12 protein-coding genes are annotated in these 16091 nt (G+C 68.8%); 7 read left to right on the top strand and 5 right to left on the bottom strand.

The genetic code is table 11. The annotated features are described in order from the left end of the window. Positions 1-146: 146 nt before the first annotated feature. Positions 147-1613, bottom strand: coding sequence for a CCA tRNA nucleotidyltransferase (locus ACWDEN_RS12305; protein WP_351601045.1), 1467 nt, complete (start codon positions 1611-1613; stop codon positions 147-149). A gap of 299 nt (positions 1614-1912) precedes the next feature. Between ACWDEN_RS12305 and ACWDEN_RS12300 the strand changes: the two genes are divergently transcribed. From ACWDEN_RS12300 to trxA, 7 genes are all read left to right on the top strand, one after another. Next, entirely contained in the window at positions 1913-4294 is a 2382-nt protein-coding gene (locus tag ACWDEN_RS12300; protein WP_450858662.1) for a DUF6049 family protein, read from the top strand. 45 nt (positions 4295-4339) lie between these two features. Continuing rightward, positions 4340-6685, top strand: coding sequence for a murein biosynthesis integral membrane protein MurJ (gene murJ, locus ACWDEN_RS12295; protein WP_450858660.1), 2346 nt, complete (start codon positions 4340-4342; stop codon positions 6683-6685). Positions 6686-6803: 118 nt separating this feature from the next. Continuing rightward, entirely contained in the window at positions 6804-8522 is a 1719-nt protein-coding gene (locus ACWDEN_RS12290) for a protein kinase family protein (protein ID WP_450858658.1), read from the top strand. Between the two features lie 26 nt (positions 8523-8548). Next, positions 8549-9274 (top strand): RNA polymerase sigma factor SigM, encoded by a 726-nt coding sequence (sigM, locus tag ACWDEN_RS12285; protein WP_450858656.1) that lies wholly within the window; start codon positions 8549-8551, stop codon positions 9272-9274. A 188-nt stretch (positions 9275-9462) separates the two neighbouring features. Further along, a complete protein-coding gene (locus tag ACWDEN_RS12280; protein ID WP_351601056.1) occupies positions 9463-10155 on the top strand; it encodes a hypothetical protein in 693 nt (230 codons plus the stop codon). A 162-nt stretch (positions 10156-10317) separates the two neighbouring features. Continuing rightward, positions 10318-11289: a thioredoxin-disulfide reductase gene (trxB, locus tag ACWDEN_RS12275; RefSeq protein WP_351601059.1), complete on the top strand. Its 972-nt coding sequence runs from the start codon at positions 10318-10320 to the stop codon at positions 11287-11289. Between the two features lie 49 nt (positions 11290-11338). After that, entirely contained in the window at positions 11339-11671 is a 333-nt protein-coding gene (trxA, locus tag ACWDEN_RS12270) for a thioredoxin (RefSeq protein ID WP_351601062.1), read from the top strand. Between the two features lie 108 nt (positions 11672-11779). On the opposite strand, the gene ACWDEN_RS12265 is transcribed toward trxA, so the two are convergent. From ACWDEN_RS12265 to rsmG, 4 genes are all read right to left on the bottom strand, one after another. Further along, the gene (locus tag ACWDEN_RS12265) at positions 11780-12397 is read right to left on the bottom strand and encodes a GNAT family N-acetyltransferase (protein ID WP_351601065.1); all 618 of its coding nucleotides are present in this window, start codon (positions 12395-12397) and stop codon (positions 11780-11782) included. A 328-nt stretch (positions 12398-12725) separates the two neighbouring features. After that, positions 12726-13823: a ParB/RepB/Spo0J family partition protein gene (locus ACWDEN_RS12260; protein ID WP_450858653.1), complete on the bottom strand. Its 1098-nt coding sequence runs from the start codon at positions 13821-13823 to the stop codon at positions 12726-12728. Continuing rightward, complete coding sequence (locus tag ACWDEN_RS12255; protein ID WP_351601216.1) at positions 13820-14893, bottom strand: ParA family protein; 1074 nt, start codon at positions 14891-14893, stop codon at positions 13820-13822. The genes ACWDEN_RS12260 and ACWDEN_RS12255 overlap by 4 nt, the downstream gene beginning before the upstream one ends. A gap of 368 nt (positions 14894-15261) precedes the next feature. Beyond that, entirely contained in the window at positions 15262-15978 is a 717-nt protein-coding gene (rsmG, locus tag ACWDEN_RS12250) for a 16S rRNA (guanine(527)-N(7))-methyltransferase RsmG (RefSeq protein WP_351601071.1), read from the bottom strand. Between the last annotated feature and the right edge of the window lie 113 nt (positions 15979-16091).

The raw sequence follows: 16091 nt of genomic DNA, 5'->3' as shown, positions 1-16091 counted from the left end.
CCTCTATTACACGCCGCCTTACTGGAGTGCCCAGGTGGCCTCCTCGCCCGGGGGGCGATGTTTCACGTGAAACATCGCCCCTCGGCGCGTTCTGATCCAGGCGGGGTGTTTCACGTGAAACATGGCACCGCCCGGCTCGGCAGAGATCAGTTCTGCTCGGCCCACCACTCCTTGAGAGCCTTCACCGCCGCGTCGTGCTCCATCGGACCGTTCTCCAGACGCAGCTCCAGCATGTGCTTGTACGCCTTGCCGACGACAGGGCCGGGGCCCACGCCCAGGATCTCCATGATCTGGTTGCCGTCGAGGTCCGGGCGGATCGCGTCCAGCTCCTCCTGCTCCTGCAGCTGGGCAATACGCTCCTCCAGACCGTCGTAGGCCCGGGACAGCGCGGCAGCCTTGCGCTTGTTGCGCGTGGTGCAGTCGGAGCGGGTCAGCTTGTGCAGGCGGTCCAGCAGCGGGCCCGCGTCACGGACGTAGCGGCGCACCGCCGAGTCCGTCCACTCCCCGGTGCCGTAGCCGTGGAAGCGCAGGTGAAGTTCGACCAGCCGAGAGACGTCCTTCACGAGCTCGTTGGAGTACTTCAAGGCGGTCATGCGCTTCTTGGTCATCTTGGCGCCGACCACCTCGTGGTGGTGGAACGAGACCCGGCCATCCTTCTCGAAGCGGCGCGTGCGCGGCTTGCCGATGTCGTGCAGCAGCGCGGCCAAGCGCAGGGTGAGGTCGGGACCGTCCTGCTCCAGGGCGATCGCCTGCTCCAGGACGATGAGCGTGTGCTCGTAGACGTCCTTGTGCCGGTGGTGCTCGTCGCGCTCCAGGTGCAGCGCCGGCAGCTCGGGCAGCACATGGTCGGCCAGCCCGGTCTCGACGAGCAGGGCCAGCCCCTCGCGCGGGTGGTCGGACAGGATCAGCTTGTTCAGCTCGTCCCGGACCCGCTCGGCCGAGACGATCTCGATGCGTCCGGCCATCTCCGTCATCGCGGTGACGACCTCGGGGGCGACCGCGAAGTCCAGCTGGGCGGCGAACCGGGCGGCCCGCATCATCCGCAGCGGATCGTCCGAGAAGGACTCCTCGGGCGTGCCCGGCGTCCGCAGCACACGCGCCGCGAGATCCTCCAGGCCCCCGTACGGGTCGATGAACTCCTTCTCCGGCAGTGCCACGGCCATCGCGTTGACCGTGAAGTCCCGGCGGACGAGATCCTCCTCGATGGAGTCGCCGTACGACACCTCGGGCTTGCGCGAGGTTCGGTCGTAGGCCTCCGACCGGTAGGTGGTGACCTCGATCTGGAAGTTCACATCAGTGTCTCCGACACGGGCACTCTTGTGCGCGCCGACGGTGCCGAAGGCGATACCGACCTCCCAGACGGCGTCCGCCCAGGGCCGGACGATCTTCAGAACGTCCTCGGGGCGGGCGTCGGTCGTGAAGTCCAGGTCGTTGCCGAGCCGGCCGAGCAGCGCGTCGCGCACCGACCCGCCGACCAGGGCGAGGGAGAACCCGGCCTCCTGGAATCGGCGGGCGAGATCGTCGGCGACGGGGGCCACCCGCAGCAGCTCGGCGACCGCGCGCTGCTGCGCCTGGCTCAGGGCAGAGGGAGTGTCTTCGTTGGGGTTCGGCACAACAGAAGAGGGTACGTGCCCCGGCGACCAGGGGCGGCCTCCATTTACGCCCCGGGGCGACCTCCCTGTGATCGAGGGGCAGCGGCCGCCAGGGGCCGCGGACAGCTCCCTGCATACCCGTCGCAAGCACTGCCCTCGAGGCGTACGGAAGCTCTCCCCTCGATACTGGATATAGAGGACGGGACGCGGTCGTTCCTCGATCTTGTGACGGAGACCGCGGCACTTCCCCTCCGCGCGCATCGTTACCATGCGTGGACGCACATTCCGACGACCACTGACGACGAGGGACGGGCGAGCGCGTGGCCGAGGCGGCTGAATTCCAGGGGACCAGTGCCTCACCTGCCCGCCGGTGGCTGCGACGCACCGGCGCACTGCTCGCTGGTGCGCCGCTGCTGGCCGGACTGCTCCAGCTGCCCGCCGCGGCGCCCGCCCAGGCCGCCTCCTCGGACGCGGTGTCCGTGGCCCTGGACTCACTGACCCCCAGCGCCCCCACCGACGGGGACACGCTGACCGTGTCGGGCACCGTGACCAACAACGGTAAGCAGACCGTCACCGGCGCTCACGTGGGCCTGCAGGTGGGTCCCATGCTGAGCACCCGCTCGGCGATCGATTCCGTCGCCGAGCACTCCGACGACCTGCCGGGCGAAATCGGCTCCGAGGTCGGCGGCAAGTACGTGGAGAAGTTCGCCAAGCTGACCCCGGGCGTCGCCGAGCACTTCAGCATCTCCGTGCCTGTGGACAAGCTCGACCTCGGCGACAACGGCGTCTACGAGTTCGGTGTCTCCCTCTCCGGCAAGACCGCCGCCCAGCCCTGGGACCAGGTGCTCGGCATCCAGCGGACGTTCCTGCCGTGGCAGCCGTCCGACGCCGACACCAAGACGAAGACGACGTACCTGTGGCCGCTGATCTCCACGGTCCACATGACGGCCAAGACGGGCGCCGGCGAGCTCCAGACGCCGGTGTTCCTCAACGACAGCCTGGCCAAGGAGCTCGCACCGGGCGGCCGGCTGGCCCAGATGGTGGAACTGGGCAAGGACCTCGACGTCACCTGGGTGATCGACCCGGACCTGCTGGCCTCCGTGGACGCGATGGCGACCGGCAACTACCGGCTGCCCGGCAACGCGGGCACCACCACGCCCGGCCCGAAGGACCACCAGGCGCTCGCCAAGCAGTGGCTGTCGAACCTGCAGAACGCAGTGGTCGGCAAGGAGGTCGTCGCCCTGCCTTTCGCCGACCCGGACCTGGCATCCCTCGCGCACAACGGCACCAGCGTCACCGGCTCGCTCAGCCACCTCAAAGACGCCACCGAGGTCGCCGCCACCACCGTCAAGACGGTGCTCCACGTCACACCGAGCACCGACTTCGCCTGGCCGGTGGAGGGCGCCGTGGACCCGGCGATCATGAAGGTAGCCACCTCCGCCGGGGCCGACCGCGTGATCGCCCGTAGCGACAGCCTCCAGGAGACCGCCGGGCTGCCGTACACGCCCTCCGCCGCCCGCCCGGTCGGCGGCGGCACCACGGCAGTGGTCTCCGACGCCCGGCTGTCCACGGCCTTCGAGGGCGACCTGACGAAAGCGGACTCCGCCACCCTCGCCGTGCAGGAGTTCCTGGCGCAGAGCCTCGAGGTGAACGCGCAGACGGACAAGCAGCGCAGCATCGTGGTCGCCCCGCAGCGCATGCCCACCGCGAGCCAGGCCCAGGCGATGGCGGCGGCGCTGAAGACGCTCCAGGACGGGAACTGGTCCCAGTCCCAGAACCTCTCCGCGGCGGCCAAGGACAAGCCGGACCCGAACGCCACCACGCGTATCCCGTGGGGTTCCGCCTATCCCTCCTCTCTGCGCTCGCAGGAACTGCCGCGGACGGCCTTCGAGCAGATCGCGCGCACCCAGGACAAGCTCAACAGCTTCCAGGTGATCCTCTCCGACCAGTCCCGCGTCGTCACACCGTTCGGACGGGCCATAAACCGTGAGATGTCCACGTCGTGGCACGGCAGCAGCTGGCACGCACAGAGCTACCGCGACGGCGTGGAGGCATGGCTCGACGAGCTGGCCGACCAGGTCAAGCTGATCGACAAGTCGGAGACCAAGCTCTCCGGACGCAGCGCGACCATCCCGGTGACTGTCCAGAACAACCTCGTCCAGCCGGTCGGCCACCTGGTCCTGCGCCTCACCTCGACCATGCCGACGCGCCTGAAGATCGGCGGCAAGGCCTACTCCGAGCAGCCGGTGGAGATCTCCGGCGGGCACAGCCAGTCCGTGAAGTTCACCACGTCGGCCAATGCCAACGGCCGGGTCACGGTGATCGCCCAGCTGTACACCGAGGACGGCCAGAAGTACGGCGATCCCGTCAGCTTCGACGTGAAGGTCACCGAGATCACCCCCACCGTGATGCTGGTCATCGGCGGCGGCGTGCTCCTCCTCGTGCTCGCCGGATTCCGGATGTACACCCAGCGCAAGCGCGCATCCGCCCGCCAGACGGAGGAGAACGGACCCGACGCGGAAGATCAGGCCGCCGACGAGCCCGGGAACCCCGACACCCCCGCAGAACGTCTCCCGGAGGAACCGGAGGATTCCGTCTTGCCCACCGGGGCAGACGACCCGGAGCACCGGAGTGACCCTGCGCCGGACACCGCACCGGAAAGCCCCGACCCGTCCGGGACGGGTGAGAGAGTGGACCGTTGAGCGATGTCGTGGCCGGTGGGCCAGGGACGATGAGGTGGGGTAAGCATGAACGCGCCGTACGACGGTGATCGCGGCCAGGGCGCGGCCGGCTCGGGCTACCCCGAGACGCCGCCGGAGCCCGGTCAGGTGCCGCCGCAGCAAGCGGCCGACATGTACGTCCAGGACGCTTACGACCAGGACCCCTACCGGGGGCGCGACCTCGCCGCTCAGGATCCGGTCGCCGAGGCGCTCTACGACCGCGCCGCGCACCCGCCGCCCCCTCAGGACAGCTACGGGCAGCAGCCGCTCTACGGACAGCCCGCCCAGTCGCCGTACGCGCCCGACCCGCGGGTGTGGGCACAGACTCCGGCTCCGGAGCCGGAGGGCGCGACCCCGTACCTGCCGTACGGCGACAACCCGCGCACGACCCAGTTCGTGGGCGTGGACGACCTGGTCACGCACTCGGGCGAGGAGTACCACGAACCGGACGCCTTCGCGCATCTCTTCAAGGACCAGCAGCAGAGCGGCGGGCATGCGCCCATGGATCCGCCCGGCTACTCCCAGCCGGCCACCGCTGCGGACGCCGGCTACGGCCCCGCCGGCCAGGGCCCCCGGCAGGGCAACCCGTACGCCGCGGCCTCCTACCCGGCTGCCCCGGGGAACCCGGCGCAGCCGCCCGTGCCCGCTCCGGCCGCGGCACCGGATCCCGCCGGGCCGTACAAAGACGCGGAACCCGAGCCGACAGCGGCTCCCGCAGCCTCCGCCGCACCCGCGAAGAAGGGCGGCAAGGCCACCGGGCTGCTGAAGTCCAGTGCCGTGATGGCGGCGGGCACGATGGTCTCCCGCCTCACCGGTTTCGTCCGCTCCGCACTGATCGCTTCGGCACTCGGCCTCTACTTCCTCGGCGACTCCTTCCAGGTGGCCTACCAGCTGCCGACGATGATCTACATCCTCACCGTCGGTGGCGGCCTGAACTCGGTCTTCGTGCCGCAGCTGGTGCGGTCCATGAAGGAGGACGAGGACGGTGGCGAGGCCTTCGCAAACCGTCTGCTGACCCTCGTGATGGTGGCGCTGGCCGCTCTCACCGCCCTCGCGATGTTCGCCGCGCCGCTCCTGGTGCGGGCGCTGTCGCCCACCATCGCCGGCAACCCGGCCGCCAACGACGTGACGGTCACCTTCACGCGCTACTTCCTGCCCTCGATCTTCTTCATGGGCATCCACGTGGTGATGGGTCAGATCCTCAACGCGCGCGGTAAGTTCGGCGCGATGATGTGGACTCCAGTCCTGAACAACATCGTCATCATCGTGTCGCTCAGCGCGTTCATCTGGGTCTACGGCACCGCCTCGCACTCCGGCTTGACCGTCACGAACATCCCGCCGGAGGGCCAGCGCCTGCTCGGCATCGGTGTGCTGCTCGGTCTGGTCGTCCAGGCGCTGGCGATGATCCCGTACCTGCGCGAGACGGGCTTCCGGATCCGGCTGCGGTTCGACTGGAGGGGTCACGGCCTGGGCAAGGCCGCGATGCTCGCCAAGTGGACGGTCCTGTTCGTCCTCGCCAACCAGGCGGGCGCCATGGTCGTCACCCAGCTGTCCACCGCCGCAGGCAAGGACTCCGGTGTCAAGGGCACCGGTTTCGCCGCCTACGCCAACGCCCAGCTGATCTGGGGCCTGCCGCAGGCCATCATCACGGTCTCCCTGATGGCCGCCCTGCTGCCGCGCATCTCGCGCTCGGCCGCGGAGGGCGACACCGGCGCTGTCCGCGACGACATCTCCCAGGGCCTGCGCACCACTGCCGTCGCCATCGTCCCGATCGCCTTCGGCTTCCTCGCCCTCGGCATTCCGATGTGCACGCTGATCTTCGGCTCCGCGGGCACCGACTCGGCCACCAACATGGGCTACATGCTGATGGCCTTCGGCCTCGGCCTGATCCCGTACTCGGTGCAGTACGTCGTGCTGCGCGCCTTCTACGCGTACGAAGACACCCGCACGCCCTTCTACAACACCGTCATCGTGGCCGTCGTCAACGCGGGGGCCTCGGCGCTCTGCTACTTCCTGTTGCCCGCCCGCTGGGCGGTCGCCGGTATGGCGGCCGCGTACGGGCTGGCCTACGCGATCGGTGTGGGTGTCGCCTGGCGGCGGCTGCGCAAGCGGCTCGCCGGTGACCTGGACGGTGTCCGGGTGATGCGGACGTACGCGCGCCTGTGCATCGCCTCGGTGCCGGCGGCCCTGCTCAGCGGCGCGGCCTGCTACGGCATCGGGCGCACCCTCGGCCAGGGCGTCATCGGCTCCTTCGCCGCGCTGATCATCGGCGGGGCCGTTCTGCTCGGCATCTTCTTCGTGGCCGCCCGCCGGATGCGCATCGAGGAACTCAACTCACTCGTGGGCATGGTCCGCGGGCGTCTGGGCCGCTAAGGCGGGGGTAGGCGCACAACCATCGTCCGCCGTCGTGTGTCGTGCATAGCGGCGGACTGTGGGCACAATTGGTTTCGGCGTCGGACAGCGTGCAACAGATGGGGAGGCAGGGACGACGGTGGCGGAACGGAGCACGGCTGCCGTCGACGTGGCAGACAACAGCGGTGAGCAGCCGCTGACCGCCAAGGCGGACCAGTCCACGGCCGACGGGGTGGCCATGAACCCGGAGCGGGACACGGACAACGACGAGGCACAAGGGAGCGGGAGCGACGGTTCCGGGCGGAAGGCCTCGCCTCCGGAACTACACAGCGGTCACAAGCTCGCCAGACGTTACCGACTGGAGGAGTGCGTCACCCGTCTGGACGGATTCAGCAGCTGGCGTGCGGTCGACGAGAAACTCCGTCGCGCCGTCGGCGTCCACATCCTGCCCGCGGAGCATGTGCGGGCCCGTTCCGTCCTCGCCGCCGCGCGTTCCTCCGCGCTGCTCGGCGACCCCCGTTTCGTTCAGGTCCTCGACGCCGTCGAGGAGAACGACCTCGTCTACGTCGTGCACGAGTGGCTGCCCGACGCCACCGAGCTGACCACGCTCCTCACGAACGCCCCGCTGGAGCCGCACGACGCCTACCAGATGGTCAGTCAGGTCGCCTCGGCCATGGCCGCCGCGCACCGCGAGGGCCTCGCCCATCTCCGGCTCAACCCCAACGCCGTCCTGCGCGCCTCGACCGGTCAGTGGCGCATCCGGGGCCTCGCCGTGAACGCCGCGCTGCGTGGCATCAGCTCCGACACCCCGCAGCGCACCGACACCGAGGCGATCGGCGCCCTGCTGTACGCGGCGCTGACCCAGCGCTGGCCGTACGAGAGCGACGCGTACGGCCTGTCCGGACTTCCCAAGGGTGTCGGCCTCATCGCACCGGACCAGGTGCGGGCCGGTATTCACCGGGGCCTGTCCGAACTGGCCATGCGCGCACTCGTCAACGACGGTGCCACCGCCTCCCGTCACGAGGCCCCGTGCACCACGCCGGAGGAGCTGGTGAAGGCGATCGGCGAGATGCCGCGCATCCGCCCACCCGAGCCGGCCTTCACCACCCCGCCGGAGTACCAGCGCACGACCTACCAGCAGGGCACGTACGGCCGCCCGGCGCCGCATCCCGGTGCCACCCAGCCGCTCACGACTCCGCCGCCCCCGCTGCAGAGCCGCACCGGCAAGGCCCTGAAATGGGCGGTGTCGGCGCTTCTCATCGCCGCCCTGGGCCTGGGCAGCTGGCAGTTGGCGGACGCCCTGATGAACCAGAGCGGCAAGTCCGACGACACCAACAGGAGCCAGACGACGGGCGACGGCGACAAGGGCGGCGCGAACCACAAGCAGACGGCGATAAAGATCCAGGGAAGCCAGGAGTTCGTCGCCGAGGGAGACGCCCAGCACCCGGGCGACGTCCAGAAGACCTACGATGGCGACCCCTCGTCGTACTGGCGGACCAAGAGCTTCACCGAGGGACCGTCCATCGCTCCGCTCAAGCCGGGCGTCGGCATCGTCTACGACCTCGGCTCGCCCACGAAACTCGGCACGGCCACCCTCGACATGCGTTACGGCGGGGACCACACGACCGTCGAGCTGTACGCGGCCGACTCTCTGACACCGCCGTCGCTGGACTCGATGCAGCAGATCGGTAAGGTCACGACGACGACCAACACCGCTACCGTGAAGGTCACCAAGTCGGTGAAGACGCGGTATGTCCTCGTCTGGCTGACAGCCGTGCCGAATTCGGGGTATGACTCCACGCTGTACGCCGGCGCCGGCTACAAGCAGGCCATCGGCGAAGTGAAGTTCACGGGCTGACGTCTCACCCGGACCGGAGGGGGCAGATGGCGGACGGCGCCGGATACGACGGAGTGAGCGACAAGGATCTGCTCGCCCGCCATGTGGAAGGCGACCCCGATGCCTTCAGCGAGATCGTGCGGCGGCATCGGGACCGGCTCTGGGCGGTCGCGCTGCGGACGCTGGGGGACCGCGAGGAAGCCGCGGACGCGGTCCAGGACGCCTTGGTGTCGGCTTACCGGGCCGCCCATACCTTCCGGGGCCAGTCGGCCGTCACGACCTGGCTGCACCGGATCACGGTGAATGCCTGCCTGGACCGCGCCCGCAAAGTGGCCTCACGGAAGACCTCACCCGTCGACGACACCGAGCGGCTGGAGCAGTTGCTGGAGCCGCACGAGTCGGCCTCGGCGCCGGCCGAGCGGAACGACGTCCAGCGTCAGCTCCTCGAAGCGCTCGGCACCCTCCCGCACGACCAGAGGGCCGCGCTGGTGCTTGTGGACATGCAGGGCTATCCCGTGGCCGAGGCCGCCAGGATTCTCGACGTGCCGACCGGCACGGTGAAGAGCCGGTGCGCCCGGGGCAGAGCGCGACTGCTGCCTCTGCTCACTCATCTACGGCCCGAAGGTCCCGGAAGCGGAAAAGAACCCGGCGAGGGACGGAACCGGGTGGAGGGGGCATCCGTCCCACCTGCAACGGGGTCTCCGAGCGAGGGCCGCGAGGGCAGGGGACCGAGCGATTCAGCCGTAGTGAAGGGCGGAGGTGGGCGAGCGTGACTTCGACGACGGACACGGCCGGGCACCCGGACGTCGAGGAGATCTCCGACCTCACCGAAGGCCTTCTGCCTCCTGGCCGCAGCGCCGACATACAGCGCCACCTGGAGACCTGTGAGCTGTGCGCGGACGTCCACAGCTCGCTGGAGGAGATCCGAGGACTGCTGGGATCCACATCGACAGCGGTGCGCATGCCTGCCGAGGTGGCCGGCCGGATCGATGCCGCGCTTGCCGCCGAGGCATTGCTCAGCGCCTCCGGAGAGGAGAGCGCGGCACGTGTTTCACGTGAAACATCGGCTCCGACCGATCGCCCGGCGGGGCGCCCGCACGCGTCGACCGGACCCGGGCGGAAGAAGAGCGCGCGCAGCCGCCGCAGGACCGTCGTTCTCGGCAGTGTTCTGACGGCGGCCGTGCTGGGAGCCGGGGCACTCATGCTCCAGGCGCTCGACAGTGGTACATCGACCATCACCGCTCATGGCAAGCCAAGTCCGTCGATCGGTGTCTTCTCCCATGCCAGTGTCCAAAGCCAGGTACGGGACCTGTTGGCTTCGAAGAAGGGCACCCAGCGGGGATACACCAGTCAGCGACCACGGTCCGGCGCCGACTCCGAGCAGAACACCCCGGGGACGACGGAGAGCGCGAACACGCTGATTCAGACGGAGGTCCCGGTACCGGACTGTGTCCGGCGGGCGATTCCCGAGGGTGACCGGGCCCTGGCCTCGAAGGTGGGCACCTACGCCGGGAAGAGCGCCTACCTCGTCGTCCTGCCCGATAGCCATGACAGTGCCCAGGTCACGGCCTATGTCGTCGACGCGGCTTGCGTGCGTCAAGATCCCACCTCTACGGGCAAGGTCCTGGCGAAAGAGTCCTATCCCCGTCCTTGAAAGCACCCGGCCACCTCGGCTGCTCCGTCAGTTGCCCCGCCGCATGCGTGTGCCCCGACACACCGGGAATGCGGGCCCCGTAGGATCCGTTGGGTGGGGTGAGAGTTCGGAAACGGGCTCCCACCGGTCGACTGACGCAGACCAGAGACGAGGAATCAAGCCGTGAGCGACGTCCGTAACGTGATCATCATCGGCTCCGGGCCCGCAGGCTACACGGCGGCGCTCTACACCGCGCGCGCGTCGCTGAAGCCTCTGGTGTTCGAGGGAGCCGTCACCGCCGGTGGCGCGCTGATGAACACCACCGAGGTCGAGAACTTCCCGGGCTTCCGCGACGGCATCATGGGCCCCGAGCTCATGGACAACATGCGGGCGCAGGCCGAGCGCTTCGGCGCCGAGCTCGTCCCGGACGACGTCGTCTCCGTCGAGCTCACCGGTGAGATCAAGACCGTCACCGACACCGCGGGCACGGTCCACAAGGCGAAGGCTGTCATCGTCACCACCGGTTCCCAGCACCGCAAGCTGGGTCTGCCGAACGAGGACGCCCTGTCCGGCCGCGGTGTCTCCTGGTGTGCGACCTGCGACGGGTTCTTCTTCAAGGACCAGGACATCGCCGTGATCGGCGGTGGTGACACCGCGATGGAGGAGGCCACCTTCCTCTCGCGGTTCGCTAAGTCCGTGACGATCGTCCACCGCCGGGACACGCTGCGCGCCTCCAAGGCGATGCAGGAGCGCGCGTTCGGCGACCCGAAGATCAAGTTCGTGTGGGACAGCGAAGTCGCCGAGATCCAGGGCGAGCAGAAGCTCGCCGGTCTGAAGCTGCGCAACGTCAAGACCGGCGAACTGTCGGAGCTGCCCGTGACCGGCCTGTTCATCGCGATCGGCCACGACCCGCGCACCGAGCTGTTCAAGGGCCAGCTGGACCTGGACGAGGAGGGCTACCTGAAGGTCGCCTCCCCGACCACCCTCACCAATGTGACCGGTGTCTTCGCCGCCGGCGACGTGGTCGACCACACCTACCGCCAGGCGATCACCGCGGCCGGCACCGGCTGCTCCGCCGCTCTGGACGCTGAGCGCTTCCTCGCCGCGCTCGCGGACGAGGACAAGGCGGAGCCCGAGAAGACCGCCGCCGTCTGACCTTCCCCCTTCCCCCGCCCCACCGCACGATCGAGTTAAGGAGCCCGCCGTGGCCGGCACCCTGAAGAATGTGACCGACGCTTCCTTCGAGCAGGACGTCCTCAAGAACGACAAGCCCGTCCTGGTGGACTTCTGGGCCGCCTGGTGCGGTCCGTGCCGTCAGATCGCCCCGTCCCTGGAGGCGATCGCTGCCGAGTACGGCGACAAGATCGAGGTCGTCAAGCTGAACATCGACGAGAACCCGAGTACGGCCGCGAAGTACGGCGTCATGTCGATCCCGACCCTGAACGTCTACCAGCGCGGCGAGGTCGCCAAGACCATCGTCGGTGCCAAGCCGAAGGCTGCGATCGTTCGCGACCTCGAGGAGTTCATCGCCGAGTAAGGCGAAGAACCGAGCGGTGCCGTCCAAGCGACGGTGCGTGTTTCACGTGAAACACGAATGGGCCAACCCCTCCGGGTTGGCCCATTCGCTTATGGCGCTGCGCTGACGCTACAGCGGCCTCAGCGCCGGTTCCTTCTGAACCGCCCCGAGAAGCCGGTCGAGGGCCATCTCCACGTCTTCTTTCCAGGAGAGCGTCGACCGCAGCTCCAGTCGCAGTCGGGGATGCGTGGGATGTTGCCGGACCGTTTTGAAGCCGACAGCCAGAAGGTGATCCGCCGGCAGAAGGCAGGCGGGTTCCTTCCAGCGGGCGTCGCCGAAGGCCTCGATCGCCTTGAAGCCTCGACGCAGCAGATCCTTGGCGACCGTCTGCACGAGGACTCGCCCCAGCCCCTGCCCCTGATAGCCGGGCATGATGAACGCCGTCATCAACTGCACGGCATCCGGCGAGACGGGACTCGTGGGGAAGGCCGTCGAGCGTGGAACATAGGCTGGAGGGGCGTAGAGAACGAAGCCGACCGGTAGGTCATCCACGTACACCACCCGGCCGCACGATCCCCAGTCCAGCAGGACGGCGGAGATCCACGATTCCTTCTCCAGCGCCGAGGTCCCCGCCCTTACGGCTGCTTCTCCGCTGACCGGGTCAAGCTCCCAGAAGACACACGACCGACAGCGTTGGGGAAGGTCCTGAAGGTTGTCCAGCGTGAGCGGCACGAGCCGACGCCCCATGAAGGCTGTTCCTCGCTTCCTTCGCCCGCCGCGTCACGAGCGGCTGTCAGAGCGCTTCGCTCCCTGAGCAGGCTGCCGACGAATCCGCCGACCGCTCCAAGGCTCAGGCCCGCGCTCACCAGTCCGGTGCGGCTCATCGATCGCATGGCCCCGTCTCCCCACTCAGAGATGCAGATGCTGTCCGGTGGATGCGCCATACCCACTCGCATCGTATCCACGATGCGATTCACTCGATAGCGCCTCAAAGCAAAGAGCGGGCCGTGTTCCGGTACACACCGGACACGGCCCGCTCTTGATACGGCATACGGCCGAGTGGGTCGGGCCGGGATCAGTCGTCCTCGTCGTCCGGAGCGTTCTGCAGCTCCTGGCTCAACACCGGCCCCTCGCCCGGAGCGAGCGTGCTCAGAATCCGCTGAAGATCGTCCACCGAGGCGAACTCGACGGTGATCTTCCCCTTCTTCTGGCCGAGGTCGACCTTCACCCGTGTCTCGAAGCGGTCCGACAGACGGGTCGCCAGCTCGTTCAGGGCCGGGGAGAGCCGCGCGCCGGCGCGCGGCCCCTTGGGACGCTGAGGCTTCTGGGGCCGCGAGCCCATGAGGGTCACGATCTCCTCGACCGCTCGCACCGACAGCCCCTCGGCCACGATGCGGTGAGCCAGCCGGTCCTGCTCCTCGGAGTCCTCGATGGACAACAGTGCCCGGGCATGTCCGGCGGAGAGGACACCGGCAGCCACCCGCTTCTGTACGGCCGGCGAGAGCTTCAGCAGACGCAGCGTGTTGGAGACCTGAGGCCTGGAGCGCCCGATCCGGTCGGCAAGCTGGTCATGCGTGCAGTTGAAGTCCTTCAGCAGCTGGTCGTAGGCGGCAGCCTCTTCCAGCGGGTTCAGCTGCGCGCGGTGCAGGTTCTCCAGCAGCGCGTCCAGGAGGAGCTTCTCGTCCTCCGTGGCCCGGACGATCGCCGGGATGGCCTCCAGGCCGGCCTCGCGGCACGCCCTCCAGCGGCGCTCACCCATGATGAGCTCGTAGCGGGCGGGCCCCAGCTGCCGTACGACGACGGGCTGGAGGAGCCCCACCTCCTTGATGGAGGTGACCAGCTCTTGGAGCGCGTCCTCGTCGAAGACATCACGCGGCTGGCGCGGGTTGGGCGAGATCGCATCGAGGGGGATCTCGGCGAAGTGCGCGCCCACCGGAGGAGCCGACGCCTCCATGACGGGGCCCGCCGCGGGCTCCTCGGTTTCATGTGAAACAGGCGGCAGCGTCGCCACCTTCGCCGCGGCAACCCCGCGGTCGGTCGTCAGCACCGGGACGGCCGCGGGGGAGGCAGAAGCCCCGCCCCCCAGCGCGGCCGGAGCCGGGGTCTTCTCCGTCGGGGCAGCGGGGATCAGTGCGCCGAGACCACGGCCCAGCCCCCTCCGTCGCTCGCTCACTGGATCCCCTCCACCATGCTTGGATCGTTCTGGACGCCGATGTGGGCCTGGCTCGCGTCGTAGCTGATGCCGATGCCCTTCAGCGCGATTTCTCGGGCCGCCTCAAGATACGAGAGGGCACCGCTCGATCCAGGATCGTAAGTCAGCACCGTCTGCCCGTAACTCGGCGCCTCGGAGATACGGACCGAGCGGGGAATGCTTGTCCGCAGCACCTCGTCGCCGAAGTGGGTGCGCACCTCTTCCGCGACCTGGGAAGCGAGACGCGTCCGGCCGTCGTACATGGTGAGCAGGATCGTCGACACATGCAACGTGGGGTTGAGGTGCCCCCGCACCAGGTCGACGTTGCGCAGCAGCTGACCCAGGCCCTCGAGTGCGTAGTACTCGCACTGGATCGGGATGAGGACCTCCTGACCCGCGACCAGCGCGTTGACCGTCAACAGGCCGAGCGAGGGCGGACAGTCGATGAGGATGTAGTCCAGCGGCTGTTCGTACGCCTGGATCGCCCGCTGCAGCCGGCTCTCACGGGCCACCAAGGACACCAACTCGATCTCCGCACCGGCGAGATCGATGGTGGCGGGGGCACAGAAGAGACCCTCTACGTCGGGGACCGGCTGGACGACCTCGGAGAGAGGCTTGCTCTCCACCAACACGTCGTAGATGGAGGGAACTTCGGCGTGGTGGTCGATTCCGAGGGCGGTGGACGCGTTGCCCTGCGGGTCGAGGTCGATCACCAGGACCCGGCCGCCATGCAGAGCCAGCGAAGCGGCAAGGTTGACGGTGGTCGTCGTCTTGCCCACACCGCCCTTCTGGTTGGCGACCACGATGACTCTGGTCTGCTCCGGCCGTGGCAGGCCTTCGCCGGCGCGGCCCAGAGCCTCTACCGCCAGTTGGGCCGCACGACCGATCGGAGTGTCGTCCATCGGAGGCGGTGTTTCACGTGAAACATCCGCCCCCATCGACTCGGTACGGGGACCGGGGACCGGATCGGTCATCGGTCCCGCGATGTTGGCGTCGGACCGCAAGGATTCACTCTCCTCCACTTCAGGCTCGCAATGAACAGAGCCTCCCATGTCTTCGGGGTCGTGAACCAGTGAGGCCTGGTGTTCTGTGGAGAAATCCACCTCTGTGGACAACTCCATGCCCCTGGAGAGGGACGGAGTGCCCTGTGCCAGGGATGGAGTTCCCTGGGAGACGGGATCCTCGCCCAGGGAACCGAGGGGCCTGCGGTCGCGAGGTTCGGCCGCAGCGCGGCCGCGACTGATGATGCCGTGGAGCAGTGAGCGACGTTTCACGTGAAACACGATGCACAGCGGCGGCGACCGGATCCTCGCGACACTCCGGCCTGCGTAGGTTTGGCAGCTTGTGTGGAGTACGTCTCGTCGTCAGGACGGGTCAGAGCCACCCCTGCTCCTGCTCCGGCCTGAATCCCTGCTCCTGCTCAGCGGCGACGGCGGGCCCGGCCCGTCCGGGCCGCCTTGGCACGCTTGGCCGCGAACCGCACACCGCCCGGGCTCTCCCCGACCTCAACCCGCACCACCGTGGACAACGGGTCCACGATGCCCTCACCCACATGCAGGATCGAGGTCTCCACCGCACCGAGCTTGCTGAGAGCCGTGGCGGCGGCCTTCAGCTCCTCCTCGGCGGTGTCTCCCTTCAGCGCGAGCATCTCGCCGTAAGGACGCAGCAGCGGGATGCCCCAGGCGGCCAGACGATCCAGCGGGGCCACGGCCCGGGCGGTCACCACATGGACCGGTGGCAGCTTGCCCAGGACCTCCTCGGCACGCCCGCGCACCACCGTGACGTGATCCAGGCCGAGCAGCTCGACGACCTCGGTGAGGAAGTTGGTGCGCCGAAGCAGCGGCTCCAGCAGGGTGATGTTCAGGTCGTCCCGGACCAGGGCCAGCGGGATGCCGGGCAGGCCGGCACCGGAGCCGACATCGCAGACCGTCACTCCCTCGGGGACGGCCTCGGAGAGCACCGCGCAGTTCAGCAGGTGCCGCTCCCACAGGCGGGGCACTTCCCGCGGGCCGATCAGGCCACGCTGCACGCCCGCCTCGGCGAGCAGCTCCGCGTAGCGGACCGCATCCGAGAAGCGATCACCAAACACTTCCCGAGCCTGCTCGGGCGCGGGGGGAAGCTCCGCTGCCTCCGTCACGGGGACCGTCCTTCCGTACAGCGCCGGCGCTTCGCGCACCGGCCACCAGAACTACCAGGCTGACAAACTTCGGCCCCGTCTGCTCAACAGACGGGGCCGGTGAAACGTGGGGC

It is taken from the genome of Streptomyces sp. NPDC001153, assembly GCF_053598315.1.
This window is presented reverse-complemented; position numbering and strand designations above follow the sequence as displayed.